The following is a 25,986-nucleotide window of genomic DNA, read 5'->3' on the forward strand; positions in this document are numbered from 1 at the left end:
AATTACTCCTGAAGACGGCAGCCCGTCACCAGCACATTATCAGAATAGGGCGCGCCGATAACGGCATGACGTCCATCGCTAAAAAAAGCCAGCGTTGCATTTTGATAAATCACCGGACGCGTACTTTCTTGTTTTTGCAAATGATATTTTTTCCCTTGATAAGTGAGCGTCAGCTTTTTTTTTTGATGATCGCGCAGTTGCGTTTCAATTTTTTCACCACGATCACATTGCCAGCGATGCCGTCCTAAAGGAAGATGCACTTGCTCGGGCTCTTGTTCATCGATAATGGTTTGTTTTTTTTCTAATGAAGATTGGCAAGCGCATAAAATCACAGCCAATATCGTTAATAAACTGATTTTATTCAACATAATTACCACATTCGTATGTTTTTCTGTTGCCACGGCTGCACCGGCAAACCCAAACGGTACTCATAGACTTTTTCATATTCCAAAACTTGCTTAACGTAATCGCGGGTTTCATAAAAAGGAATTTGAGCAATCCATTCATCGAGCGGCAAATTGGGGCGTTCCTGCAACCATTTATTAACGCGCGCCGGCCCCGCATTATAAGCCGCGGCGGCATAAGCTAAATGCCCAAATTGGTTTAAACAATCGTACAAATACCAACTTCCCAAACGAATATTAACGGCAGGATCAATTAAACTGGCGCTGCCGCTATAAGGAATATTATGTTTTTTTGCCGTGTGATGAGCGGTTGCCGGCATGATTTGCATTAAACCGACAGCACCCGCCGCGGATTTGATTTCCGGTTGAAAAATACTTTCTTTGCGCATAATGGCAAAAATTTTTGCCGGCGAAATTGCCAATTGCTTTGCCATCTGCCGCACCAAATCCTGATGATGCAAAGCAAAACGCTGCTGCAAATAATCCCATTTTTTAGTTTTCGCCAACGTGCTCACGGCTTGCACCGACCAACCTAATTCATCAGCAAAAAGCGCCAATTGTTCGAGTTGTTCGGGCGTTAACTGCTTTTGCAAACTGTAAAATTCTTGCAACGCGCGCCGTTTTTCGCCTAATTGCCAAAACGTTTTTAAACGATAAGTTTCGGGGCGCCGCATAATTCTATGATAATCGATTGTTTTTACTAATGATTTATTATTAAAACGATAAGATTGCTTCATTTTTTCGGCAGCAAGAAAACCAAAAAAATCACGTTCCAACGCCGCGCGCCGATAATAATTATCAGCTTTTTCTTGATGTCCAGAACGTTCAAAACTTTTGGCAATCCAATACAAAATTTCCGGTTTTTTCAAAGTTTCCGCGTCCAAAGTATCGAGCAATAACGGCGCCAAACTCGATAATTTATGTGTGCGCAAATGATGCGCAATCACATCAAAAACGGTATTCATTTGTTGCCGATCGCGCGGAATAGCGTGATAAATAAACAATAATTCCGGTGCATCTTGTTGCGCGAGTTTTGCCGCTAAACGATTAAAACTCTCGGCTAACGCTTCATCTTCTTCCAGCGAAACATTTTGCCGCAGCGCTTCCAAAGCTAATTGCGTGGCGGCTGTTAAATCTTTTGACGCCAAACGCGTGATGCCGTCGGCTAAAATCGCGCTTTTCCACGTTTGCGGTAATAAAAATGCTTTTTCTATCGGCTCATTGCGGCGCCGAATAGACAACCATAATTGCGCGGCTTGTTGATCGCTGCCCGTCATCAAACGCGTTAAATATTGTGCCAGCGCAAGATTATTGGCGCGCAAAGTGCGTTTAAAGCGTTCTGCAATCAGTGCCGGCGGAATTTTGATGTTGGGGTGCGCAAAAACGGGATCGCAGGCGCTGTCGATATTGCCATCTTTTAACCATAATTCTTCAATATGTTTTTGTGCGGCGGCGGTTTTTCCCGTTGCCAGCAGCGCTTGTCGCCAAATGCATTCGCAGCGTTCGCTGGCAAAATGCGGGGAATATGCTGCCAAAATCGCGTCCGTTTGATTGTTTTTTAACCAAATCGGAAAAATTTTAACGGCTAATTGTGCGGCAAATGGGCTGCGGGCGTGTTGTTGCAAAAAAGTGACGATTTCCGCGCTGGCGGTGGTTTCGCCGTGTTGCACGTAAGCTTCATATTGCAAATAGGGATATAAAGGGTGCCCAAAAAATTGTTGGTAATCGCTCAACGGCGCGCCGGCACGCAACGCTGCCTCCGCTTCCAATAAACGATTGGCACGCGCGCTGGTGATGATAAGAAAAAAAGCCAATAAAATATTTTTAAACATGAACTTCTCGGCTGATTATTGAATATGCATTTTCCACTCGTTTTGATAATGCCCGCGATACGCTAACACGCGGTTAACGTAATTTTGCGTTTCAGGGTAGGGCGGAATCGTGTAATGATATTTTTTCACGGCTTCGGGGCCAGCATTGTATGCGGCGAGCGCTAACGCTTCATTACCATTAAAATAAGTCAGCATTTGCCGCAAATAACGAACGCCACCATCAATATTTAAAGCAGGATCAAATGGATCGTTAACGTTTAACGCACTGGCAGTTGTCGGCATTAATTGCATCAAACCAATAGCGCCTTTATTAGAAACCACTTCAGAACGATAAGCCGATTCCACCGTAATCACCGCGTGAACCAAACTGGCATCAACTTGATGTTTTTTGGCTAATTCATTGATTAAATTCTTCATTTCATTTTGACGTTTTTCAAATTCGCCGCTGGGTTTGCTCACCGTTTGCGCGCCGGTTTTGCCGCTGGGTTTTACGATACATTGATGACGAATGCGAATTAACACGCCGTTAATCTTTAATTCTGCTTTGCAGGCGGAAGAAACCGAAGTTTTCGTGGTCAACGGTCTGCCCAAACTGCAGGGAATATAATGCGTTTTACCATTTTTAACGTAACTGCCGCAGGAACGCGCGGCAAAACAATGAGTAGCAAACGCGTTTAACAGTAAAAAAATGATAAATTTTTTCAGCACAATCACAAACCTATCAAAGACGGATTACTTTTATAACGGCGGTAATATTGCATAACTTTTGGCACATAAGCGCGAGTTTCAATAAACGGCGGAATTTTATAACCATATTTGCGCACATTGCCTTCCCCCGCGTTATAACCGGCAACTGCGAGCTCTAAATTGCCATTAAATTCGTTGAGCAACCATTTCAAATACGTTGTTCCTCCGCGGACGTTTTCGCCAGTATGAAAAGCATCGGTTACACCAAAACGCCGCGCCGTCGCCGGCATCAATTGCATCAAACCTTGCGCGCCCGCGCGTGAAACAGCTTTGGGTTTATAAGCCGATTCAGCAGAAATCACCGCATGCACCAAAAAGGGATCGACGCCAATCGTGCGCGCGATGCGGTTAATTTCGGCAGATAATCCGCGTTGACGTTCCAAAAATTGTCCACTGACGGGAATGTCTAACGTTTTAATATAGGCGGCTTTAATTTTGCGCGCTTCAACAATCAAAGCGGCAGGGCAATCTTTTGTGGGCTCGAGGTGAAAAATTTTGCCATCAGCGCTGGTTACCGTTCCGCCGCAAGAACCTTCAACGTTTAAATAATTTTGATACGGCGCAACCGTTGCCTGCTGCTCGCCATAAACAACCACGCCGCCGCTGCTGCCGAGCGTAAAATCATAAGAACGCGTGGCGCATCCATATTCACGTTTTACGCCATTAAAATGCACTTTTCCCGCGCCGGTGCAACGAATAGCAGCGGTTGCCGTTGGTTCTGGTTCATTAAGATTTTGCACGCCTTGAACCGCTAAATCGCCTAAAGAACGCGGCTGTGTAGATTGTTGTTTAAAACGCGCTTTGGCGCTGGCAAACGAACGAGAAAAAAAACTGCAACGTCTAAACTTAGTTTGTTGATTTTCCGCAACATAACTGGCGCGCCCATCTTGATCAAAACATTTATAAATATCCATCGGCGGTGAATCCGTAACGGCAATTTCGCCTTTTCCTGATGATTTTTCGGTGGTGGGTTTGGACGTCGTTTTTTTCGGTTTGGGTTGCCACGCATCGGCTTTTTTAGCAAAAAAACGGCATTGTTCGTGAGGCGGCTCCGTGGCTTCTAAAATTTCATCGCCATTAGCATGAATACAAATATAAAGATTAACGGGTTTGGGTTGATTTTTTTCTTCTTTTTCAACGGTTTTCGTTTCTGGAATTTGATTTTTATTGAGCGCGGCAGGTTTTTCTGATTGCCCCGCTTGAACCTTGGGTTGCTCGATAAAACGAAATAACTGCGATGCCGGAATGCCTTGTTCGGGAACGTTTTTTTCAGGAAGCGCGATCTTTGTTGCCGTCGGTGGCACGGGAGATACCGCTTTCGGTGGCGCGGAAGTTGTTTTTTGTGGCGCAAACATTCCTTTTGTATAAGGCACGCAATTTGCGGATTTTTTTTCAGCAGGAACAATCGTTTGCATACCGTCCGGCGCAGTGCAAACAAACAGCGCATTTTGCGCAAAAGCGCTGCCTACAAAAATAAACGTCGCGCCCACAAAAAAACGGTAAAAAACGTTCATCATGATTTTCTTCTTTTCATCACGTCAATACAGACTTTTACCGGCAACCATTGCCGCATTCCTTTTTTCCAAATTAAATCGCGCTCGTCGATGCTGCCGTTATTCAAACCTGCTTCCAATTCCGCCATGCTAAACGGTCCAATTTGTTCCCCATTTTGCACGCGGAAAAATTCGCGCCGTGTGGGAAGCGTTGAGTTTGACGCATGATGAACAGGCGCCGGTTCATTTTTTTTCACCGCGTTTTTTTCGGGAGAGTGTGCAGACGGTTCCGCTGATAACGGCAACGGCGCGGTTTCTTCAGCGGCAATCGTCAGCGCATTGATTTGAATGCCTTGCGCGTTGAGCGTTCTCATTAAAGATTCGGTGAGAAATTGCCCTAAACCAACGGCATGCTTTTTAATATCTTCCGCGGGCACTTTTTGTGCGCGCAAAATATCAACCACGGCACGCGCAATAAAATCATTAATCGCGTCCATACCGGATAAATAAGATAAATCACGGAAAAATTCGCAAAACGCCGCCGGCGCGGTAATCGTGAATTCATAATTTCCTTCAAGCGCCAAAGTCAACGCGGCTTCGGGCAAGGTATAACGCGGATAATGCCAAACGTTGCGCGATGGCGTGTGGCAACGAAAATTAATCAAATAAAGCGGCTGTTGATGATGAAAAAGCTGCAAATCCGTTTTATGAATCACATGTTCACCGCCGATAAATAAATGGCTGGATTGTTTTTTTTGCAATAAAAAAGCCATTTGATCTTTGGGCACAAGCAAACGATCGCCTGCCGCGATTTTATGAAGTTCCGTCACCGTTAAACATTGTTGCTCGGGCAATTGCGGCGCCGCAATTTGGTTTGACGAATGAGCAAAAAATTTATTTAAAAAAGACATCTTATTGATTTTTATGAAGCAGTACTAATGGTGGATTTTAATGCGTTTTTAAGCTCTTGCTCGGCAGCGATTAAACGATCCTCGGTTTGTTTGCGTTGAATACGGGCTTGTTCATGAATTTGAATGCCTTCTTCAATGGTTGCAATTAACAGCCGATTGGCTTGCTCGACGGCTTCAATATCAAAAATACCGCGTTCAATTTGTTGCCGACTTTCACGATTGGATACTTGCAAAGTTTCGGCGTTTTTCATCAATAATTCGTTCGTCAGATCGCTACTTTCTTTCAGCGATTGCGCCGCTTGATGAGAGCGATAAATCGTAATCGTTTGCGCGAGTTGCTGACGCCATAAAGGAATCGTATTCAATAAAGTGCTGTTGATTTTATTAATCATGCCTTTATCGTTTTCTTGCACTAAGCGAATGCTGGGCAAGGCTTGCATGGAGACTTGTTGCGTTAACCGCAAATCCGCCAAACGGCGCTCGATTTCATCGCGCATTGCTTGAAAATCGCGCAAACGTTGGGCGCTTTCCATGGTTTGACTTTCTTCGGTGCGCGCTTTTAAAGCGGGCAAAGAATGTTGATCGGCGTGTTCAATGACTTGTTCGGCAGCGGCAACGTAATGACGCAAATCGCGGTAATAACCCAGCGTTGCTTCATAAAGTCGATCTAATGAAGTGATATCCAGCAATAATTGTTGTTTGTGCTGCTCTAATTCATTAGCGATGCCGTCGATTTGATCGTTGACGGATTCAAATTGTTGAATAAACGATTGCACGCCGCTGGCTTTGCCCAATAATTTATTCCAAAACCGCGGTTTTTCGTACAATTGTTTTTCTTTTCCTTGAAAACCACGCAACGCGCTGACCATATTATTCAATAAAGCGCCGGCGCCGCCGAGATCTTTATTGCGCACATCTTTCAGCATATTATTGGCAACGCTATTGATTTGCCGCTGTGCATCTGATCCAAAACTCAATATTGATTGACTGCTTTTAATATCAAGCTGCGCCACCAATTGCCGCACGCGCTGCGGATCTAATTGATCGGAATCCTCTTGTTCGGTTATCGTCAAAGCATTTTGCTGCTCAATTTGGATATCATTTGTCATCTTTTTTCCTATGATTGCTATGCAATTGTTGGTGTAAAACGTCCATGCGAACATCAAGTTGCTCATTTTTTTGTTGTATTAATTGCATACTTTGTTCTTTAAAACTGTGCTCTAATTGCTCCAAAACCATCATAAATTTTTTCCGCTGTAACCCGCGTTGATCCACGGATAAATTAAGATAATCCTCGCTAATTTTAACTAATTCTGGCAATTGCACCACAAAAAACGTCCGCGAACGGCGCACGTGATCCGCGCTGGCGCTTGATAATTGCGCGATTTGTCTGGCATCGCTACTGACGGCATTCATTTTCCAACCCAATAAAAAATCATCGGGGTATTGTTTGAGTTGTTGCGCGCGCTGCGTCAAAAAAACCAAATGTTTATCCGTTTCTTGCAACATTTTGCGCAAAGTTGGCGTTAACGCGTCGGGAGAAATATCGGTTTCTGGTTCGAGCGCGGTTATTTTTTCGTCGTCAAAATAACTAAAACGGTAACCATAACCGCTTAATGCGGTAAGAAAAGTCATGCCGATAATGCCCAAAGAACGCAGAGAAAAGGTAATAATCAACACGCCCAAACACAATAAAAATAACGCAATATAACGTTTATCATCAATAAGTTGCGCCTGATTATTGAGCAAATTACGGCGTTTTTGTAAAAAATAATGCCGCGTAAAACGGGCGCTGGTTAAAAAACACGCAAGAGCAAGGATTGCCGCGGTCATTTTCCGCCAATCGTTTTGCATGATGCCGGCAAAAAATGCAAGCCACAAAGGAAATTGCAAAATATATAAAGCCGCGCCGCGAATGGCTAATAATTTTAAGCGCAGAACGTGTTGAATATGAGCGAAATCGATCATTATTGAACTCAAAAAATTACTGCATCAACAGCATAAAAGAAGTGATTCCCATAGAAATAAACAAAAAAACAAATCCTAAAAATTGCCGCACTGCCGAACTCCTCACTCACTTACGCCGGCTATGATGTGTTTTTACGAGGTTTTTTTCAAGAGCCGCTCCTCATTATCGTTTGGCAAACCGCATTTGTTTTAATAGAAAAAAATAAAAAAACGGTAAACGATTAAAAAATCACATTTTTTAACCATTCAATTTCATGATGCGTTTGATATTGCGTGATGAGCACCGCATCAAAACGACAATCCGGCGGTACCGCATAATTCTTTTGAAGGTAATCTTGCGCGCTTTGATAACAGCGGCGCAGTTTTTCCGGTGTAATCGATTCCGCCGCGCTGACTAATGCCTGCGCCCGCCGCAGTCGTACTTCCACAAAAACCAATACCCGATCATCTTGCGCAATCAAATCAATTTCGCCGTACCGCGAATAAACGTTTTTCGCTACAATATTGAGCCCGTGCGCGGTTAAATAATCAGCCGCAAGCAATTCTCCATATTGCCCGCGTTTTTTCGTGGTCATTTTTTTATTGTTCATAGGAAATTTCATGTCTCAATCATTGCCGACTGCCGGTTGTTTATTTATCGTTGCTACGCCCATTGGCAATTTAAAAGATATATCAACGCGCGCCCTCGAAACGCTGCAACACTGTAGCGCCATTGCCTGCGAAGACACGCGCGTCAGTCAACATTTGTTAACCGCATTCGGCATTCAAAAACCGTTGATTGCGTTGCATCAACACAATGAATATCGCGCCGCAGACAGCATTTTAGCGCGACTGCACGCCGGCGAAGATATTGCCGTGATTTCTGACGCGGGAACGCCGCTGATTTCCGACCCCGGCGCCATCATTACTGCGCTCGCCCATCAAAATCAAATCCGCGTTATTCCCGTTCCCGGCGCAAACGCCGTGATTACCGCGTTATCTGCCAGCGGTTTGCCGGCGGATCGTTTTGTTTTTTCGGGATTTATTCCTGCAAAAGCCGGCGAACGCGATCGTTTTTTAACGCAACACGGACATTATCCGCTGACCACCGTTTTTTATGAAACACCGCACCGCATTAAAGCCACGCTTGATGCCTGTCAACAACAATTTTCTGCCGAGCGCAAATTAGTAATCGCGCGTGAATTAACAAAAACCTTTGAACAAATCGTTTCAACAACTGTCGCTGATGCGCCTTCATGGTTAAACGCTGATAAACAACACGAAAAAGGGGAATTTGTTTTATTGCTCGCCGGCGATACCGAACAAAAAACCGCGGAGCATTGGCAAACATTAGCCGATGATTTAGCAGAAGCGGGATTGAGTAGTAAAACGATTGCCGCGTTGCTGGCTAAACATTGCGCCGCTCATAAAAAAACCGTTTATAACTATCTCATCGCGCGATAAATGCACGCACTCATGAAAATGATGCCTTGGCTTAAAACAATGCAGGCTGCCGGCGAAGCGTTCCAATAAAAACTGGCTAATAATCCGCTGAAACTCGCTAAAATTGCCGAAAAAACAGCAACTATCAACATCATTGAAAACCGGCGGCAACACATTTGCCCCGTTATCCCCGGCGCAACCAGCATCGCAACGATTAAAATAACGCCAACCGCTTGCATTGCCGCCACAGCAGTTAATGCCACTAAAACTAATAAGGTATAACGCAAATGCTGCCGCGATAACCCACTGATATGGGCATGATTTTCATCAAAAACATATAATAAAAAATCTTTCCATTTCAATAAAATAACGATGATGACGGCAATGCTTATCAGCAGCGTTTGCCAAAAATCTATCGCTTGAATGCCTAAAATATTGCCAAATAATATTTTGCTTAACGGTTCGGCAGGTTGAAAAATACTGTAAAGCAGCATGCCCAATGCCATCATGCCGGAAAAAACTATGCCGAGCAGACTGTCCGCGGGTAAATGCGTTTGTTGATCCAACGCATCTGTTGAAACAACGCATAATAACGCCGCTCCTAAAGCACCAATACTGATAGGAATGCCAATTAATATTGCAATAACAACGCCTAAAGTCATGGCATGCGCCATCGCATCGCCTAACATCGACCAACCACGTAATACCAAATAACACGAAAGGAGCGCGCAACTACTACTGATAAACAAAGCAATCAATAAAGCCTGTTGCATAAAAGGGTAGGTCAGCGGTAGAAAAAAAGCATTATCAAACATCATCTTTTCCTGATTTATTGCGTCCGGCGCACAACAAAATCACGTTGAGCTGTAAATAAAAAAATCAAAACAAAAAATAGAGTTTGAATGACGACGATTAAAGGCGCAGTGGCGCTGTGCAAAAAGTAACTTAAATAACTGCCTAAAAAACCGCTCAAACCGCCAATAATCGCTGAAAATATCAATACAATTCCAAAACGACGACTACACAAATATGCTGTTGCTGCCGGCGTAATCATCAGCGCGGTTACTAAAAGTGCACCAACTGCCTGAAGAGAAATAACAACTGATATTGTCAGCAATATAAAAAAGAGTAAGCGCAGCAAACGGCAATTTAAACCACAAATAAACGCTTGAGTTTCATCAAAGAAAATCAGCATAAAATCTTGCCATTTCAAAGCAATAACACACAAACTAACGCTGGAAATGCACAATAATTGCCATAAATCTTCCGAAGAAATCGTTAAAATCTGCCCGTAAATGATCGCGTCTAAACTAATGGCTGTAGGATTAATGGAAATAATCAATAAACCAAGTGCGAAAAATAGCGATAAAACAAAAGCGATAATGGCATCGCTATAAACGTGGCTGCGCGTTTTAAGTAACAACATTGTTAAAGCGGCGCACACCGCCGCAATCAACGCACTTAATAAATACGGTAATTGAAAACAATAAGCGGTGGCGACGCCCGGCACTACAGCGTGCGACAAAGCATCGCCTATCAATGACCAGCCTTTTAAAATTAAATAAACCGATAAAACCGCACACAAAATGCCCACAATGGTTGCGGCAATCATCGCCGTATTCATATAAGAAAACTGAAATGGTTCAAGCAGATTGATCATTTTTCTTGTTCCTGCGTTTGAATAATGGCGCGTTTGCCATAAAAAATCGCGGCGCGTTCATCATCGGAAATAATGGTGACCGGTAAACCTGATGGCTGCGAAAGATGTACATTTTTTAAAATACCGCCAAAAGTTTGAGCGAGATATTCTTGCGTAAAATAAAGCTTTGTTTCACCCGCAACGATTAAGCGGCGATTAATCATTAAAACCTGATCGCAATAATCGGGCACACTGCCCAAATTATGCGTTGATACGATAATCAAATGACCATTTGCGCGCAATTGCCGCAATAATTGCATGATTGCCGTTTCTGTAGTGACATCAACGCCGGTAAAAGGTTCGTCCAATAAAATAATGGGGCTTTGTTGCGCGAGCGCGCGGGCTAAAAAAACGCGTTTTTTCTGTCCGCCAGAAAGTTCACCAATTTGACGATCACTTAAATCATTAATGGCTAATTTTTCTAAAGCATCTGCCACAATTTTGCGATCAATTGAACGCGGACGGCGGAAAAATCCCATATGTCCAAAACGTCCCTGCATCACAACATCGCGCACCAAAATAGGAAAATGCCAATCAATTTGTTCCGTTTGCGGTACATATGCCAATAAATTTTTAGAAATTGCACGGTGAACGGATAATTCATTGATACGAACACAACCATTTTGTGGTTTTATGATTCCCATCATACTGTTAAATAAGGTCGATTTTCCAGAACCGTTAACGCCGATCAATGCGCAAACGCAACCACCACTTAATTCAAAAGAAATTTCTTCCAGTGCTTGATGTCCATTGCGATAGATAACGCTTAAATCGATAACGGTTAATTTTGGTGGCGTATTCATTTTACTTAGCGTTTTTATTGAGTGCAGATTCAAAACCGCTGATTATTGTATCGGTAGTTACTTTCAATAAATCTAAATAAGTAGGTACCGCGCCATCAGCAGTAGAAAGTGAATCAACGTATAAAACGCCGCCATATTGAGCACCAGTTTCCTTAGCAACAACTTTTGCATGTTTATCTGACAGGGTACTTTCGCTAAATACGACAGGAATTTGATGTTTTCGTACAGTTGCTATTAAATCGGCAATTTGTTGTGGAGTGCCTTCTTGCTCAGAGTTAACCGGCCACACATAGGCTTCACGAAGGTGATAATCGCGTGCTAAATAGGAAAAAGCGCCTTCTGTGGTTACTAACCAACGTTGTTGTTCCGGAATTTTGGCAAAAGCTTGCTGAAGATGCGTATCAAGCGCTTGAATTTTTTCTTTGTAACGCCGTGCATTTTCAGCGTAATCATTGGCGTGTTCAGGATCATATTTTTGCAGTGCTTGAGTGATATTATCAACATAAATCAAAGCATTATCGATCGACATCCATGCATGTGGATTAGGAATGCCAGAATCACCTTCAATAGGAATGGGTACTACCCCCGCACTGACTGTTACTGCTGGCACATTTTTTAATGATTGATGAAAACGCTCAAACCAACGTTCTAGTTGCAATCCATTATGTAATAAAAGTTGCGCTTTTTGGGCGGTAACCAAATCATGAGGCGTAGGTTCGTAATCGTGGATTTCAGCGCCAGCTTTAGTAATAGAAAAAACATCAGCGTGTTCACCAGCAATATTTTGAGCAATATCAGCAATGACGGTGAATGTGCTTACAACAGTGAATTTTTGCGCCATCGCTGCCGAGCAAAAAAACGTCAAAATGAGTACCATCATTGAGTTAAGAAATGATTTTTTCATATTTTTCTCCAGTAGATAAAGTTAGTAGGGGGAGAATTTTATTCTTATTGAGAATTATTATCAAGTACAAAATTGCTGATTTTTTTATCTAAAAAACGGGAATTGGTGCAAAAAAAATGAAAAATCGGTAAAGTAGCGCCACTTTTTTCCCTATTTCAAGGAATTTATATGAAAGGTCAGCTTTGGATTGTTGCCGCGCCATCGGGCGGCGGTAAAACATCACTCATCGCCGAAACCTGCCGTCAATTGCCAAAAGTGATCGAATCCGTTTCGCATACCACGCGCGAACAACGCAACGGCGAAATTGAAGGAACGCATTATTATTTTGTGACCAAAGAAACGTTTGCCGCCATGCGCGCGCAAGGCGATTTTTTAGAATGCGCGGAAGTGTTTCATAATTCGTACGGCACCTCCGCGCAGCAAGTCGATCGATTATTAGCGCAAGGTTATGATGTGATTTTATCGATCGATTGGCAGGGAGCGCAGCAAGTGCAAGCAAAACGCGCTGATGTAACGAGTGTTTTTTTATTGCCGCCATCTTTGGCAGCGTTAAACGAGCGTTTAACCAATCGTGGTCAAGATCGTTCGGAAATTGTGCAACAACGCATGCAAGAAGCAAACGCGCAAATTGCGCATTATGTGGATTTTGATTACATCATTATTAATGACGATTTCAATCGCGCGGCAAAAGAATTGCAAGCATTAATCATCGCCTCACGCTTGCAACGTCAACGTTGTGCAGAAGAATTAGCGCAGTTAGTCGATCAACTCGCCCACGATCATTATTGATATTTTTCAAGCAATAAGCGCTCAATCGTCATAACGCGGCATTTATGTTACATCGATCAAAGTTACAGGAATAATGCCGCGCAAACTATTGGTTAAAATAATTTTTTCCGCGCGTTGCACATCGAAAGCGGTAAGTTTTTCCTGCAAAATGCGCTCGGCGCCGATGAGTTCGGGTTGTTCTAAAATCGTTTGCCGCATCACGCCGGCGAGAATATGAAGTTGAAGCGGCGGCGTATACCATTGATGATCAATACATAAAAAAACGTTGCTGCGTCCGCCTTCCAATAAAAAACCGCTTTGATTGAAAAATAAAGCATCAAACGCGTGATTTTTCACCGCAAACTGCCACGCCGCATCGAAAATGCCGCGGTAACTGGTTTTATAACAACGCAAAATATCTTCATCAGGCAACGCGTCAGGATAAAGCAAGCAGCGCGGTGCCGGCGCTTTTTGCGGCAGCGGATCAATGTTTACCGATAATTTTGCTTTGCTTAATGTGATTTTTAAACGTTGCGGCGCGTCATCTTGTTGCGCGGCTAAACGTTGCAAACGTTCTTTGAGTTTTACGATATCCACCGTCGGCAAAGAAAGCGCGGCGGCGCTGTTTTTTAAACGCTGCAAATGAGCGTCCAGCCGCAAAACGTTCCCCGATTCCACGCGCAACGTTTCAAATAAATTGATTTCCGGCGGTAAATTTAAAAAACGGGTTTTCACGCGGCATTCTTCATATTCGCCTTCGGCGCTGCTGTCAATCGTGATGCCGCCGCCAACGCCAAACCGCGCGATTTGGTTTTGAATGGTAAGCGTACGAATGGCGACGTTTAACACGCTGTGAATGCGTCCATTTGCCAGCGGTTCAACATAACCAATGCTGCCGGTATAAATGCCGCGCGGGCGGTTTTCTAATTGATCGATGATGTGCATTGCCATTTTTTTGGGTGCGCCGGTAATCGAGCCGCAGGGAAAAGTAGCGCGAATAATATCGCTTAAACCGCAGCCGTAACTCATTTTCGCGCGGATTTTGGTCGTCATTTGCAACACGCTGCCAAACGCCGCAACGTGAAACGGATTTTCTACGCGTACGCCAAACGGTTCAGCGATTTTAGATAAATCATTGCGCAATAAATCCACGATCATTGCGTTTTCGGCGCGGTTTTTTTCGTCATGCGCTAATGCATTTTTAGCGGCGGCAACATCGGCAGCGGCGGCAGGTTTTGCCAATGTTCCTTTCATGGGTTCGGTGGTAATTTCTCGACCGTGAATGGTTAAAAAACATTCCGGCGATAAACACAAGGTATAACCATCATCAGGGTGATACATCAATGCGGCATACGGCACGGGTTGACGTTGACGCAACCGTTGATAAAGCAATAGCGGATCACCGGTAAAATGCGCCGTGCGTTCCAACGTGAAATTAATTTGATACACATCGCCTGCCAAAATATGCTGATGAATGCGGTCAATAAAATCCCGATAATCGTCTTCAGAAACGGAATAATGCGCATCAATAAACATACCTTGCAAAGGATTATCCAAACGGTTAATCGCTTCGTTTAATAAATCGGGAATTTGCTGGCGCGTCAGCATATGGCAATCTTGATACCAATCAATGGCGAGCGCGGCGGGTTTTGTGGGCAGACGATAAAGCGCTAAACCCAATTCATAAGGAATTCTCAAAGTGCAATGCAATCCTTGCTGCCAACCTTGATATAAAAGCGCGTCTAATTGATCGAGTTGTTCGGCGGTGAGCGTATCGCGATGATGAAAATGATGATAATGCCGCGCGCGCTCTTCGCAAATGTTATCGAGTAAAGCAAAAGGTGAATTCATTTCTTCGTGTTTTATAAAAAATCGTCCGATTATAACGGCTACCGACGGCAAACGATCAGGAAAATAACGGCTTTTGTGGATCGTTTTCTGCGTTCAATAAAGTCATCAACGGCGCCGGTAATGCCATTTGAGCGACGGCATCGGGCGCATAAAAATCCGTGGATTTTTGCGTTGTTTGCGCAGTGAGTAAATACATGGATAAATGAAAATGCGTAAAACGGTGCATCATCACGGGCGAATCCGACGACGATTGCCACGAAAATCCCTGCGCCGCAATCCACATTTTCGCCTCATGCTCCGTTTCAAACCACGGTAGCGACCATAATCCGCCCCAAATGCCACGACGGGCGCGTTTTTGCAAATAAATTTCACCGTCATCATTGCGACATAACACAAAATAACCATTCCGCGCGGGCGGCGCTTTTTTCGGTTTACGCCGCGGCAACTGCATTTGTTGTTGATTTTTTAACGCATAACAATCGGTTTTTACCGGACAATCTGCGCATTTTGGGCGCGCACGCGTACAAATCAAACTACCCAAATCCATTAAACCTTGCGTATAACTGCGCAAATCGTCGGCAGCATCAGGCAATAAAGCTTCCGCCAGCGTCCATAATTGCTGCTGCGTTTTGGGCGCTTCAATAAAATCCAAAATACCGTGATGACGCGTTAACACGCGGCGCACGTTGCCGTCACAAATCGCTTCTTTTTTTCCAAACGCAAAAACACAAATTGCCGCTGCCGTTGAACGTCCCACGCCTTTTAATTGTTCTAATTGCGCGCGCGTGTTAGGCAATTGACCGTTTAATTGATGAACAACGTATTGCGCCGCGGCATGCAAATTGCGCGCGCGAGCGTAATAACCCAATCCGCGCCACAAAAATAATACTTCTTCTTCCGGCGCCGCTGCCAAAGTGTCAATATCGGGAAAACGCGCGATAAAACGTTGAAAATAAGGAATTACGGTGACAACTTGCGTTTGTTGCAACATAATTTCAGACAACCAAACGTGATAAGGATTGCAGTTTTGCCACGGCAACTCATGCCGCCCAAAAGTGCGTTGCCACGAAATCAAACGAGCAGAAAATGAAGCGTTCAAAAAAGTTCCTCAATCAATAATGACGTTATTGTTGCCGATGAAAAATTAAATCGATCACCGCGCTTAATTGTTGCCCGCAATTGGGCAAAGCATTTAATTGCTGCCGCGTGCATTGTTCATGATGCGCGATTAGAGATTGAATGTTTGCCGGCGAAAAAAAGTTCATATAGGTATTTTTTAATTGCTGCGCATCTTTGCCGGCGGTTTTGCCCAATGTTTGGCTGTCGCTGGTGGCATCGAGCATATCATCGATAATTTGATAGGCGATGCCGATATGTTCGCCAATCGCGGTTAATTGCGTTTGATAATGCGCGTAATCCGGCGACGGCAGCGCGCCCAAATGCAACGCGGCGGTGAGGAGGGCGCCGGTTTTTTTTTGATGAATGATTTGCAATTTTTGCACGTCAATTGCGGTGCCGGTATAAATCATATCCAAACTTTGTCCGCACACCATCGCGCCCGCAGCAGCGCTCAAACAACGAATTTGCGCCAAACCATTTTTTTCATCGCGCGCCAATAATGCAAACGCCAACGTATTAAGCGCATCGCCGGCTAAAATCGCGGTTGCCTCATCGAAAGCTTTATGACAACTGGCTTTACCGCGGCGCAAATCATCATTATCCATCGCCGGCAAATCATCATGAATCAGCGAATAAGCATGAATGCATTCAAGCGCGCAGGCGGCGTTATCAACCAGCGACAACGGCAAAGAAAAATCTTCTGCAACGGCATAAATCAATGCCGCCCGCAAACGTTTGCCGGCGTTTAATGTGCTGTAGCGCATGGCTTTTGTCAGTAGGCTTTCATCATGCGGCAACGCGCGTTCCAAAGCGTGTTCGACGCGGTCGCGATAATTGTTTAAATTCATAAAAATTTCATTAATTTTAGAGTGTTATACTTCGCGTTCGGCGCATATTTGCATCATGCTGTTAAAACGTTCCAGAGAAATATCGCCGCGTTCCAGCGCGCGCTGCACGCCACAATCAGGTTCGTGCTGATGGCTGCAATCGTTAAAACGGCATTCGTGCGTATACTGATGAATTTCTGGAAAACCGGATACGACTTCAGAATGTTGCAAATGAGTGAGCGAAAATCCGCGTACGCCGGGCGTATCGATAATTGCCGTATGAGCATCAAGCGGATAACGGCGCGCGTTTCGCGTGGTATGTTGACCAAAACCTCTGGCGGCAGAAACGGCTTGCGTCCAAACGTCAATATCGGGCATTAAATAGTGAATGAAGCTGGATTTTCCCACGCCTGATTGCCCGCAAATAACGGTTTGTCGCCCCGAAAGCCAATGTGTGAGTTCTTCGAGTCCGGTTTTTTGATAAATACTGCCGTAAAACACGCGGTAGCCCAGCTGATGATAAATTGCCAGCCGATTTTCGGCAGCAGCAAAGGTTTGAGCATCGAACAAATCGCTTTTATTGCAAAAAAAAGCCGGCTCAATATGCGCTTGATGCGCGGCAACGAGAAAACGGTCGAGCAAAGCATTTTGCCAATCGGGCACGGGCGCAAACGTAATTAGCAATTGATCGATGTTGCTGGCAACGGGTTTTAGTTTTCCAGCGTGTTGTTTGTATAACGTTTTTTCGCGCGGATAAATGCCTTCTACGATGGCGTGTTGCGGTTGATCGCGGGTGATTAAAACGCGGTCGTTAACGGCGATGGCGCCGAGTTTTTGCCGCCAATCGGCAGCGAGTATTTCGCCGTGGTCGTCAACAATTAATTGATAGCCCAAATGCGCAACGACTAACGCAGCATCGGCGCGGTCGCCGGCGGCTAATTTATTTTGACGGTGATTGTGAATGCGTCGTTGTTGTTGGTGGCTTAATTTACTCAAAGACGATTACTCGCTGGTTTCGGGCGCAAAAAGGGCGTCAACATCTTCATTGTTTTCTAACGCTTTGATTGGCGTGCCTAATTGTCCCCAACGATGTTGTAACCATGTATCGCGTATCATCGTGTAACGATCAGTTGCCGCGCCGGAGATTTGTTTTTCCATGGGTAATAATGCGGCGCGTTTTTGAATGGTATCGCTGCCAATCATCGTCCAATAGAGTTTGTCGTTTTCAACGTAGGTAACGAGCGTCATGTAATGATCGGGGATTTTGCTGACGGCATCGCGAACGGTGGAGGGCCCGAATAAAGGTAAAACTAAATAAGGTCCTGACGGCACGCCATAATGCGCGAGTGTTCCGCCAAAATCGCGGTTAATTTTGGGATTGCCCATTGGCGTAGCGACGTCAAAAATGCCACCCAAACCGTATACCGTATTATTAATAACGCGGGCGGTGATGCCGGCGGTTGCTTGTCCGTCTAATTGCAAAACGGCGTTGCCCAAAGAGCGCACGTCGTCAATATTGCTGAAAAAATTGTGGATACTTTTGCGAATCGGCTGCGGAACTACGGTTTCATAACCTTTAGCAACGGGTTTTAATACGGCTTTATCCACGGTTTCATTAAAAGCAAATACTTTGCGGTTAACGGGTTCTAAAGGATCGTGCGCATAACCTTGTTCATCAACGGCGCTGCTGCACGCGGTTAACAATAATACGGGAGTAATCGCAAATAAAAAATGGCGAAAAGCGGGATTGTTCATGAGCGTTCCTTGTTTTTAATGCATTGAATAAATGAGGGTGATGGTTGTTTAGTGGTCATCATAAGCTTGAATCCTTTCGTTGATAAACGTCGCTTTTGAGATAATGTTCTTTCATGGAAATTAAAAAAACATTGATCACGGCAGCGCACGGCAATGCTAATAATACGCCCATAAAGCCAAAAAATTGACCGCCGGTGAGTACGGCAAATAATACGGCTACGGGGTGGAGTCCGGTTCGATCGCCGACAAATTTGGGCGTTAAAAACATGCCTTCCATCATTTGTCCACAAATAAAAACGGCAGCAATAGCAAAAAGATGCAACCAATCTTGAAATTGAATCAAAGCAACCAGCGCCGAAATACTCATGCCAACGACCAATCCCAAATACGGCACAAAACTCACCAAACCGGAAAAAAATCCGATGAGAATGCCTAAATCAAGACCCACAATCGATAAACCAATGGCATAAATAATGCCCAAACAACACATAACAATAAACTGTCCGCGCAAAAAACCGCCCAAAACTTCGTCCGATCTTCGCGCGAGCAGACAAATATCGTCGTGATACTTTCTCGGCAATAATGCTTGAAATTTAGCAAGCAATTTATCCCAATCGCGCAAAAGATAAAAAGTAACAACGGGAATTAAAAAAAGATACATAACGCCCGTTATCACCGCACGCGCGGGCTTTTTCAAAGAACTGAATAAACCATTTAATACTGCCGATGCGCTTTTAATGTTGTCTTGTAAAAACTTTTGTGCATTATCGGCGTTAATCGTTTCTGGACTGATATCGAATAATTTTTGAATGGTCGGCGTCATCACTTTTTGCACGTGATTGAGATAATTAGGAACGCGCCCGCTGATTTGGTCGACTTGTTGATCAATCATCGGAATAATCACCAACACGATAACGGCAAAACCAATCAGCAGCAAAGCAAAAAGCGTTACCACCGCCCACAAACGCGGAATTTTGCAAGCTTCGATTCGATCAACCAAAGGATCGCCCAAATATGCCAACACGGCAGCAAACAAAAAAGGCGTTAAAACTGGGCTAAGTAAATATAATAAAAAGCCGCTCATCACAAAAACAATGAGCCAAAAAAAACGTTCTTGCATTCCGTTACTCGTAGAAAAAGGCAAGTAATTGTAACAGAAAACCCTTATTTTCGGTGCTGCTCCCTATTCAAACGGCGCACCGAAAAAATTGGGTAGATTAATAGATAATATATTGAATTAAATAAGGAAAAATAATGAAAAATCTTAAAACCATCGTTGACTGGATTCGCTACGGCGCCAGCGAATTTGCACGGCAATCGCTTTTTTTTGGTCACGGCACGGATAATCCTTTAGATGAAGCCGCCGCGCTCGTGCTCGGCATTTTGCAGCTTCCTTTTAGTTTAGATGCTTCTTATTGGGGCGCGCATTTAACCGATAAAGAATGCGCATTATTAGCTGATGCTTTTCGGCGCCGCATTGAAGAACGTTTGCCCGTGCCCTATTTAACGCAGCGCACGTTATACGGCGGTTATGAATTTTATATTGATGAACGCGCACTTATTCCGCGTTCGCCGATTGCCGAACTCATCGATCGCGGGCTGGCGCCTTATTGGCAAGGCGATGATCCCGAACGGATTTTGGATTTATGTTGCGGCAGCGGCTGCATCGGCATTTTAGCGAAATATCATTATCCCGACGCCGAAGTGGTGTTAGCCGATATTGACGAACAAGCGCTTGCGGTCGCAGCCATTAATCTGCAGCGCGCGGCGATGGAAGATGACGGCGTGGAAATCGTTCAAAGCGATATTTTTACTGCCGTCACCGGTACTTTTGATTGGATTTTATGCAATCCGCCTTATGTTGAAGCAGAAGAGATGACAACGATTGCTGCGGAATATTACCACGAGCCGCGGCAAGCTTTGGTTTCCGGCGCTGATGGTTTGGATTTGACGCGGCGAATTTTGTCGCAAGCGGCGCATTATTTAAATGATAACGGCGTTTTGATTTTAGAAGTGGGCATGAGTTGGCAAAATTTGGAACAAGCTTATCCGGAAATTGGTTTTGATTGGGTGGATTTTGAACGCGGCGGCGAGGGCGTTTTTGCTGTGAGTCGCGACGAATTGTTGGCGTGGCAATGCGCGGGACTTTTATCGTAAAAAACAAAATGGCGCCAAGCAATTGACGCCATAAAATTATTTAAAACAATAGATTAACGATTTTGTATCGCGGCAAAAAAGCGTTCAAAAATATAACGCGATAGCAAACGAACGCCGCTATTGAATTCTGGGTGCCATTGCACGCCCAACATAAAACGATGTTCCGGCAAACTGATCGCTTCCATCATGCCGTCGCTCGCACTGGCTTCTAAAAAAAGCGCCGGCGCCAGTTTATCAATGGCTTGTTGATGCAGCGAATTGACCATGGCAGTGGTACCGAAATCCGCCAAAATGCCGCCGCGATGAATGCAAATATCATGCACTTCTTGATATTGCACCGCCAAAGGATCGGTTTCATTTTCTAAATGCGGCAAATAATATTGTTCTTTTTTGCGCCAATCGGGCGTTAACGTGCCGCCAAAAAAAACGTTCATTTCCTGATGCCCGCGGCAAATCGCTAAAAGCGGCAAATCATGATCTCTTGCATAAGCTAAAAGATGAAAACTTAAGGTGTCACGCCCTAAATCAGAATGGGGTTCGGCGTGGGTTGCGTGATAATGAAAAGGACTGACGTTACTGGCGCTACCCGTTAATAAAATGCCGTCTAATTGCGCAAATAACTGATCCCGCTGCGCGCAATGATTGAGTTGTTGCGGCAATAAAATGGGAATGCCGCCGGCTTCAACGATGGCGTTAATGTAGCTGTCATGCGCTTCTTGAATGCCGTAATTTGCTAATGTTTTGTGGCAACAAATAATGCCAATTAAGGGTTGTGTCATCGCTCTGCCTGTTCTTTGAAAAGAGGAAATTCTAACCGAATTTTTTCTTCAAAACGCGGAAAAAATCGTCATAAAAATTTTTAACATCATAGGTATAGCATCTTTCAAAGAATTCATGTTTAATATGCAGCCTTTTTTTTGCACCATAAAGGGTTTCTTTCATTTTTTATGAAGTTTTTGAGTTAATCTGCGCAAGGAGTTGACATGGCAAATCTGTATCAGGCAATTCGGTGGCGGTATCGCGTTTATCGTAAATTTTCCACCGTGGCTTTGGTATTGGTCATTTTTTCATTATTTTTGTGGCTCGCCAAAAGCCATGTTTCAGGGGAAAGTTGGGGGATTTGGTCGTTATTGCCCACATTGCTCGTTTTATTCGTGGCGATTATTACGCGTCGCCCGTTTGAATCGATGATTACCGGCGGCGTTGCCGGATTGATCATGCTCGATCCCAGCAATTTAATTACGCCGTTTGCCAGCCAAATTTCAGCGATTTTTGGAAATGCCACCATTGTTTGGGTGATTTTAGTATGCGGTTTGATGGGTGGTTTTATTCGCATTTTAGAAATCAGCGGCAGCTCAAACGGTTTTACTCAATTTTTAACCAATGTAGTTAAAAGTCGGCGGCAATCATTATTGGCAACCGTTGCCGTGGGCATCGTGATTTTTATTGACGACTATTTAAACTGCCTCGCCGTTTCCAATTCTGTTAAAAAACTCACGGATTACTATAAAGTTTCTCGCGAAAAATTAGCCTACATTATCGACTCCACCGCGGCGCCAACTTGCGTAATCGTGCCGGTATCAACGTGGGCGGTTTATTTTGCCGGATTGTTAGAAGAAGCGGGCGCCGTTGAAAAAGGGCAGGGCATTGCGATGTACATTAAAAGCATTCCCTACATGGTTTATGCATGGATAGCGCTTATTATCGTCGCTTTAGTTGCCGCGGACGTTATCGGCGATTTTGGTCCAATGAAAGCTGCCGAAGCGCGCGCTAAAGCCGGAAAACCCATTCCAGATGGTTTTCATGCTTCTGATTTAGTAGAAGATAACCGCGCGCTCATTCAAATCAGTTATCGGCGGCGTTTGTGGAATTTTATTTTCCCGATGATTTTATTAGTAGCGGCAACGGTTTATTTTGAAATTGATTTATTGCGCGGTGTGATTTTAACCTGCGCGGTGACTATTGCATGGTTTTGGTTGCAAGGATTATTAACCTTTGAAGAACAAGTTGAGTCATTATTTCACGGCTTCAAAATTATGATGTATCCGCTGGCAGCAGTGATTGCTGGTTACTTTTTAAAAGGCGTGAACGACGAATTGGGCATGACTAAATTTGTGATTGAAGCCGCGATGCCGTACGTCAGCGCTCAAACCTTCCCGATAATTATTTTTATCGCGATGGGCATCGTCGTTTTTTCAACCGGATCCAGCTGGGGCGTATTCGTTATTACCATTCCGATTGTGGTGCCGATTGCGCAACAATTAGGAACGCCAATGCCGTTAGTAGTCGGCGCTTTGCTTTCTGCTTCTTCTTTTGGCAGCCACGCTTGTTTTTTCAGCGATTCCTCATTGTTAGCTTCGCAGGGTTCGGGGTGTACACCGATGCAACACGCGTTTACTCAATTGCCGTACGCTTTATTAGGCGCCGCACTCGCCGCTGTAACGCTGCTTATTTTGGGATACACGCTTTCTTAAACGCTCAAAAAGTCCGCATCATGCGGGCTTTTTTTTGCGCAATTATTGATACAACGCACTATCAATATTTAATTCCGATTCTTGACATTGCGCTTCCACTTCTAATACCGGAACATCATTGGCAATTAATACGCTGACATGACCGCCATTTGCCAACTTTCCAAATAACAAATGTTCTGCCAACGGCTCTTTAATATATTTTTGAATCGTCCGCGCCATAGGTCGCGCGCCCATTTTGGCGTCGTAACCGTGTTGCGCGAGCCAATTTTTGGATTCTTCAGAAAGAGTAATTGTCACTTGTTTTTCTTCTAATTGTTGCTCCAATTCAATAATAAATTTATCAACAACATGACGAATGGTTTCTTCGCTAAGCGGCGAAAAGGGAATAATGGCGTCTAAACGATTGCGAAATTCGGGAGAGAAATAACGTTTCACCGCAGTTTCTGATTGCGTTTTCGCGTGAACGTTGTCATCAACATGACCAAAACCAATGCGGTTTTTCTCCAATTCAAATGCGCCCACGTTACTGGTTAAAATCACGACTAAATTACGGCAATTCACCTCGCGACCGTTGGCATCGGTTAACACGCCGTGATCCATCACTTGCAACAAAATATTCATGATATCGGGGTGCGCTTTTTCGATTTCGTCCATCAACAGCACGGCATGCGGATTTTTCAAAATTTTTTCCGTCAAAATGCCCGCTTGTTCATAACCAACATAACCTGGAGGCGCGCCGATCAGTCGCGAAACCGTATGCGATTCCATATATTCACTCATATCAAAACGCAGCAATTTAATGCCCATCACATGCGCCAATTGTCGGCAAACTTCCGTTTTGCCCACGCCAGTTGGTCCCGTAAACAAAAAGCTGGCGATCGGCTTTTCTTTTTCACGCAAACCCGCGCGGCTCAATTTAATTGCCACGGATAAAGCATGAATGGCTTCATCTTGACCAAAAACCACCGTTTTTAAATCGCGCTCTAAGGTTTTCAAAACATTGCGATCATCGTTGGAAACGCTTTTTTCCGGAATTTTCGCCACGGTAGCAACGAGTTGTTCAATCATCAAAGCCGTGATTTCTTTTGATTGTTGTTCTGCCGGCAAAATGCGCATTTTCGCGCCGATTTCGTCAATTAAATCAATAGCTTTATCAGGTAAATTGCGATCATTGATATACCGATCGGATAACTTAACCGCCGCCTCCAGCGCTTCATCAAGATACTGAATTTCATGAAATTCTTCATAACGTTTGCGCAAACCTTTTAAAATCGCGATGGAATCGTCTAAAGACGGTTCGGCAACATCAATCCGCTGAAAACGCCGCGCGAGCGCGTGATCTTTTTCAAAAATTTGTCGGAATTCTTGATCGGTGGTGGCGCCGATGCAGCGCAAATCTCCATTTGCCAGCGCGGGTTTGATGAGATTTGACGCGTCCATCGTGCTGCCGGTGGTGGCGCCGGCGCCGATGATGGTATGAATTTCATCAACAAATAAAATGGCGTTTTCTAATTGCAATAATTCTTTTAATAACGCTTTGATCCGATTTTCAAAATCACCGCGGTATTTTGTGCCGGCGAGCAAACTGCCCATATCCAAACTATAAATAACGGCATCATTTAAAATTTCTGGCGCTTCTTTATTGACGATGGCGCGTGCTAAACCTTCGGCGATTGCCGTTTTACCCACGCCGGCTTCACCCACTAAAATGGGATTGTTTTTCCGCCGCCGGCATAATGTTTGCGTGAGCCGTTTGAGTTCTTTTTGCCGTCCAATCAACGGATCGATTTTTCCTTGTTGAACCCTTTCATTTAAATTGATGGTAAATTCTTCGATTGCAGATTTTTGTTTGCCCGCCGTTTGCGTATTTTTATTGTGCTGCGTTTCGGTTTCTGGCACGGACGCTTCATCTAAATGCGCGATATAAGTTACTAAATCTAATCGTGAAATTTCTTGTTTACGCAAAAAAAAGGCGGCATATGAATCGCGCTCTGACACGATGGCAACCAGCGCATTTAAACAGCTGACTTCTTCACGACCGGCATTTCTGGCATGCAAAACGGCGCGTTGAATCATGCGCTGGAACGCTAAAGTAGGTTGCGTATTGCCTTCGCTTTGCTCGCGGGAAAATTTAGGGCAATGTTCTTCTAAATACACATTAATCTGTTCACGCAGCGCCGCAATATCGCCGCCGAGGTTTAAAATCGCATCGATAACGCTTTGTTCTTCTAAAAGCGAGAGCAGCAAATGTTCGAGCGTTAAAAATTCATATCGCGCCTGCTGCGCGTTACGAAAAGCCCGATCAATAGCCTGATCAAGAGTAGGGGACAGCATATTATTCTCCAATTATTGTGGGCGGATACTACACATCAGCGGGTGTCCTTTTTCACGAGCGTAAGCAATCACTTGACGCGCTTTGGTTTCGGCAATATCGCGCGGGAAAATGCCCACCACCGCCGAACCTTCAAAATGAACTTTAAGCATCAATTTTTCTGCTACTTCTGCCGTTTGATAAAAAAAGCGACAAATGACCTCAATCACAAAATCCATGGTGGTGTAATCATCATTATGCAAAACCACTTCAAAAAGATCGGGTTGTGCAACGTCTGATTTTTGTGCTGATGGCGCTAATAAAAGGTCATTTTGTGAGGAAGTACTCATTGCCGTATCCAAAAATAAATTGTTCTTATTATGGGGACGCGCAAAAGCATTGCAAGATAAATTCACGCTTTTTAACCTACAACCATCGTTTTATAAAAACGTCTCTTCTCACGGTTTTGTTGTTGAAGTGATAAAATTGCGCCGCCTTGAATTTTGGGAATAAACCGCGCTTTTTTCCTCATCAACTAACG

General features: G+C 44.3%; 24 protein-coding genes and 1 pseudogene. 4 read left to right on the forward strand and 21 right to left on the reverse strand.

Annotation, left to right across the window (positions count from 1 at the left end):
* Window positions 1-2: 2 nt before the first annotated feature.
* The 8 genes and pseudogenes from AKG33_RS01620 to AKG33_RS01655 all read right to left on the reverse strand — a co-directional run bounded on the left by AKG33_RS01620 (window position 3) and on the right by AKG33_RS01655 (window position 7,945).
* A complete protein-coding gene (locus AKG33_RS01620) occupies window positions 3-401 on the reverse strand; it encodes an MliC family protein (protein WP_152907705.1) in 399 nt (132 codons plus the stop codon).
* Window positions 371-2,236 carry a transglycosylase SLT domain-containing protein gene (locus AKG33_RS01625; protein WP_050707856.1) on the reverse strand — a complete coding sequence of 622 codons (1,866 nt, stop codon included), beginning with the start codon at window positions 2,234-2,236 and terminating at the stop codon, window positions 371-373. Before AKG33_RS01625 ends, AKG33_RS01620 begins: the two co-directional genes overlap by 31 nt.
* Before the next feature lie 15 nt (window positions 2,237-2,251).
* Window positions 2,252-2,944, reverse strand: a complete 693-nt coding sequence (locus AKG33_RS07240; protein WP_123962257.1) for a lytic transglycosylase domain-containing protein — start codon at window positions 2,942-2,944, stop codon at window positions 2,252-2,254.
* A 2-nt stretch (window positions 2,945-2,946) separates the two neighbouring features.
* Window positions 2,947-3,339 (reverse strand): annotated as a pseudogene (locus tag AKG33_RS07610) (lytic transglycosylase domain-containing protein); the annotation flags it as partial.
* A gap of 1,157 nt (window positions 3,340-4,496) precedes the next feature.
* Window positions 4,497-5,387: a DUF4339 domain-containing protein gene (locus AKG33_RS01640; protein WP_050707857.1), complete on the reverse strand. Its 891-nt coding sequence runs from the start codon at window positions 5,385-5,387 to the stop codon at window positions 4,497-4,499.
* Window positions 5,388-5,398: 11 nt separating this feature from the next.
* Complete coding sequence (locus AKG33_RS01645; RefSeq protein ID WP_012030970.1) at window positions 5,399-6,496, reverse strand: toxic anion resistance protein; 1,098 nt, start codon at window positions 6,494-6,496, stop codon at window positions 5,399-5,401.
* Window positions 6,486-7,355 (reverse strand): 5-bromo-4-chloroindolyl phosphate hydrolysis family protein, encoded by an 870-nt coding sequence (locus AKG33_RS01650; protein ID WP_012030971.1) that lies wholly within the window; start codon window positions 7,353-7,355, stop codon window positions 6,486-6,488. Before AKG33_RS01650 ends, AKG33_RS01645 begins: the two co-directional genes overlap by 11 nt.
* Window positions 7,356-7,576: 221 nt before the next feature.
* Window positions 7,577-7,945 carry a YraN family protein gene (locus AKG33_RS01655; protein WP_041729871.1) on the reverse strand — a complete coding sequence of 123 codons (369 nt, stop codon included), beginning with the start codon at window positions 7,943-7,945 and terminating at the stop codon, window positions 7,577-7,579.
* Between the two features lie 10 nt (window positions 7,946-7,955).
* Here AKG33_RS01655 and rsmI point away from each other — a divergent pair, with 10 nt between their 5' ends.
* Window positions 7,956-8,798 carry a 16S rRNA (cytidine(1402)-2'-O)-methyltransferase gene (gene rsmI, locus AKG33_RS01660; protein ID WP_012030973.1) on the forward strand — a complete coding sequence of 281 codons (843 nt, stop codon included), beginning with the start codon at window positions 7,956-7,958 and terminating at the stop codon, window positions 8,796-8,798.
* Here the strand turns inward: rsmI and AKG33_RS01665 are convergent.
* From AKG33_RS01665 to AKG33_RS01680, 4 genes are read right to left on the reverse strand one after another with little or no spacing between them, the layout of a single operon-like run.
* The gene (locus AKG33_RS01665) at window positions 8,780-9,592 is read right to left on the reverse strand and encodes a metal ABC transporter permease (RefSeq protein WP_012030974.1); all 813 of its coding nucleotides are present in this window, start codon (window positions 9,590-9,592) and stop codon (window positions 8,780-8,782) included. The two genes, rsmI and AKG33_RS01665, sit on opposite strands and share 19 nt — an antisense overlap.
* Window positions 9,593-9,606: 14 nt before the next feature.
* Window positions 9,607-10,437 (reverse strand): metal ABC transporter permease, encoded by an 831-nt coding sequence (locus AKG33_RS01670; protein ID WP_012030975.1) that lies wholly within the window; start codon window positions 10,435-10,437, stop codon window positions 9,607-9,609.
* The gene (locus AKG33_RS01675) at window positions 10,434-11,279 is read right to left on the reverse strand and encodes a metal ABC transporter ATP-binding protein (RefSeq protein WP_012030976.1); all 846 of its coding nucleotides are present in this window, start codon (window positions 11,277-11,279) and stop codon (window positions 10,434-10,436) included. Before AKG33_RS01675 ends, AKG33_RS01670 begins: the two co-directional genes overlap by 4 nt.
* A 1-nt stretch (window position 11,280) precedes the next feature.
* Complete coding sequence (locus AKG33_RS01680) at window positions 11,281-12,183, reverse strand: metal ABC transporter substrate-binding protein (RefSeq protein WP_012030977.1); 903 nt, start codon at window positions 12,181-12,183, stop codon at window positions 11,281-11,283.
* Window positions 12,184-12,351: 168 nt separating this feature from the next.
* Here AKG33_RS01680 and gmk point away from each other — a divergent pair, with 168 nt between their 5' ends.
* The gene (gene gmk / locus AKG33_RS01685) at window positions 12,352-12,972 is read left to right on the forward strand and encodes a guanylate kinase (RefSeq protein WP_012030978.1); all 621 of its coding nucleotides are present in this window, start codon (window positions 12,352-12,354) and stop codon (window positions 12,970-12,972) included.
* Between the two features lie 42 nt (window positions 12,973-13,014).
* Here gmk and AKG33_RS01690 read toward each other — a convergent pair whose 3' ends face one another.
* The 6 genes from AKG33_RS01690 to AKG33_RS01715 are packed head-to-tail and all read right to left on the reverse strand — an operon-like array spanning window position 13,015 to window position 19,623.
* Window positions 13,015-14,802 (reverse strand): bifunctional chorismate-binding protein/class IV aminotransferase, encoded by a 1,788-nt coding sequence (locus tag AKG33_RS01690; RefSeq protein ID WP_041729492.1) that lies wholly within the window; start codon window positions 14,800-14,802, stop codon window positions 13,015-13,017.
* 55 nt (window positions 14,803-14,857) lie between these two features.
* On the reverse strand, window positions 14,858-15,901 hold the full coding sequence (gene mutY, locus AKG33_RS01695) for an A/G-specific adenine glycosylase (protein ID WP_050707858.1): 1,044 nt from the start codon (window positions 15,899-15,901) through the stop codon (window positions 14,858-14,860).
* 25 nt (window positions 15,902-15,926) lie between these two features.
* Window positions 15,927-16,769 (reverse strand): polyprenyl synthetase family protein, encoded by an 843-nt coding sequence (locus AKG33_RS01700; protein ID WP_012030981.1) that lies wholly within the window; start codon window positions 16,767-16,769, stop codon window positions 15,927-15,929.
* A gap of 24 nt (window positions 16,770-16,793) precedes the next feature.
* Window positions 16,794-17,744, reverse strand: a complete 951-nt coding sequence (gene rsgA, locus AKG33_RS01705) for a ribosome small subunit-dependent GTPase A (RefSeq protein ID WP_012030982.1) — start codon at window positions 17,742-17,744, stop codon at window positions 16,794-16,796.
* A 6-nt stretch (window positions 17,745-17,750) separates the two neighbouring features.
* Window positions 17,751-18,503, reverse strand: a complete 753-nt coding sequence (locus tag AKG33_RS01710) for an MlaA family lipoprotein (protein WP_012030983.1) — start codon at window positions 18,501-18,503, stop codon at window positions 17,751-17,753.
* Window positions 18,504-18,561: 58 nt separating this feature from the next.
* Window positions 18,562-19,623, reverse strand: a complete 1,062-nt coding sequence (locus tag AKG33_RS01715) for an AI-2E family transporter (protein WP_012030984.1) — start codon at window positions 19,621-19,623, stop codon at window positions 18,562-18,564.
* A gap of 134 nt (window positions 19,624-19,757) precedes the next feature.
* Here AKG33_RS01715 and prmB point away from each other — a divergent pair, with 134 nt between their 5' ends.
* Window positions 19,758-20,660 (forward strand): 50S ribosomal protein L3 N(5)-glutamine methyltransferase, encoded by a 903-nt coding sequence (prmB, locus tag AKG33_RS01720; RefSeq protein WP_050707859.1) that lies wholly within the window; start codon window positions 19,758-19,760, stop codon window positions 20,658-20,660.
* 53 nt (window positions 20,661-20,713) lie between these two features.
* Here prmB and AKG33_RS01725 read toward each other — a convergent pair whose 3' ends face one another.
* On the reverse strand, window positions 20,714-21,439 hold the full coding sequence (locus AKG33_RS01725) for a gamma-glutamyl-gamma-aminobutyrate hydrolase (RefSeq protein ID WP_012030986.1): 726 nt from the start codon (window positions 21,437-21,439) through the stop codon (window positions 20,714-20,716).
* A 204-nt stretch (window positions 21,440-21,643) separates the two neighbouring features.
* Here AKG33_RS01725 and AKG33_RS01730 point away from each other — a divergent pair, with 204 nt between their 5' ends.
* Complete coding sequence (locus AKG33_RS01730) at window positions 21,644-23,134, forward strand: Na+/H+ antiporter NhaC family protein (RefSeq protein WP_050707860.1); 1,491 nt, start codon at window positions 21,644-21,646, stop codon at window positions 23,132-23,134.
* A 42-nt stretch (window positions 23,135-23,176) separates the two neighbouring features.
* On the opposite strand, the gene clpA is transcribed toward AKG33_RS01730, so the two are convergent.
* Together clpA and AKG33_RS01740 are read right to left on the reverse strand one after the other, a co-directional pair.
* Window positions 23,177-25,468: an ATP-dependent Clp protease ATP-binding subunit ClpA gene (gene clpA / locus AKG33_RS01735; RefSeq protein WP_050707861.1), complete on the reverse strand. Its 2,292-nt coding sequence runs from the start codon at window positions 25,466-25,468 to the stop codon at window positions 23,177-23,179.
* Window positions 25,469-25,480: 12 nt separating this feature from the next.
* Window positions 25,481-25,861: an ATP-dependent Clp protease adaptor ClpS gene (locus AKG33_RS01740; protein WP_321163736.1), complete on the reverse strand. Its 381-nt coding sequence runs from the start codon at window positions 25,859-25,861 to the stop codon at window positions 25,481-25,483.
* Window positions 25,862-25,986: the final 125 nt, after the last annotated feature.

The sequence above is a fragment of the Dichelobacter nodosus genome, from assembly GCF_001263335.1.
Taxonomy (GTDB): Bacteria; Pseudomonadota; Gammaproteobacteria; order Cardiobacteriales; family Cardiobacteriaceae; genus Dichelobacter; species Dichelobacter nodosus.

Coding starts and splice junctions, on each gene's coding strand:
- AKG33_RS01625 (WP_050707856.1), bottom strand. CDS start 2,236: ATGTTTAAAAATATTTTATTGGCTTTTTTTCTTATCATCACCAGCGCG.
- AKG33_RS01640 (WP_050707857.1), bottom strand. CDS start 5,387: ATGTCTTTTTTAAATAAATTTTTTGCTCATTCGTCAAACCAAATTGCG.
- AKG33_RS01645 (WP_012030970.1), bottom strand. CDS start 6,496: ATGACAAATGATATCCAAATTGAGCAGCAAAATGCTTTGACGATAACC.
- AKG33_RS01650 (WP_012030971.1), bottom strand. CDS start 7,355: ATGATCGATTTCGCTCATATTCAACACGTTCTGCGCTTAAAATTATTA.
- AKG33_RS01655 (WP_041729871.1), bottom strand. CDS start 7,945: ATGAACAATAAAAAAATGACCACGAAAAAACGCGGGCAATATGGAGAA.
- rsmI (WP_012030973.1), top strand. CDS start 7,956: ATGTCTCAATCATTGCCGACTGCCGGTTGTTTATTTATCGTTGCTACG.
- AKG33_RS01665 (WP_012030974.1), bottom strand. CDS start 9,592: ATGTTTGATAATGCTTTTTTTCTACCGCTGACCTACCCTTTTATGCAA.
- AKG33_RS01670 (WP_012030975.1), bottom strand. CDS start 10,437: ATGATCAATCTGCTTGAACCATTTCAGTTTTCTTATATGAATACGGCG.
- AKG33_RS01675 (WP_012030976.1), bottom strand. CDS start 11,279: ATGAATACGCCACCAAAATTAACCGTTATCGATTTAAGCGTTATCTAT.
- AKG33_RS01680 (WP_012030977.1), bottom strand. CDS start 12,183: ATGAAAAAATCATTTCTTAACTCAATGATGGTACTCATTTTGACGTTT.
- gmk (WP_012030978.1), top strand. CDS start 12,352: ATGAAAGGTCAGCTTTGGATTGTTGCCGCGCCATCGGGCGGCGGTAAA.
- AKG33_RS01690 (WP_041729492.1), bottom strand. CDS start 14,802: ATGAATTCACCTTTTGCTTTACTCGATAACATTTGCGAAGAGCGCGCG.
- AKG33_RS01700 (WP_012030981.1), bottom strand. CDS start 16,769: ATGAATTTAAACAATTATCGCGACCGCGTCGAACACGCTTTGGAACGC.
- AKG33_RS01710 (WP_012030983.1), bottom strand. CDS start 18,503: ATGAACAATCCCGCTTTTCGCCATTTTTTATTTGCGATTACTCCCGTA.
- AKG33_RS01715 (WP_012030984.1), bottom strand. CDS start 19,623: ATGCAAGAACGTTTTTTTTGGCTCATTGTTTTTGTGATGAGCGGCTTT.
- prmB (WP_050707859.1), top strand. CDS start 19,758: ATGAAAAATCTTAAAACCATCGTTGACTGGATTCGCTACGGCGCCAGC.
- AKG33_RS01725 (WP_012030986.1), bottom strand. CDS start 21,439: ATGACACAACCCTTAATTGGCATTATTTGTTGCCACAAAACATTAGCA.
- AKG33_RS01730 (WP_050707860.1), top strand. CDS start 21,644: ATGGCAAATCTGTATCAGGCAATTCGGTGGCGGTATCGCGTTTATCGT.
- clpA (WP_050707861.1), bottom strand. CDS start 25,468: ATGCTGTCCCCTACTCTTGATCAGGCTATTGATCGGGCTTTTCGTAAC.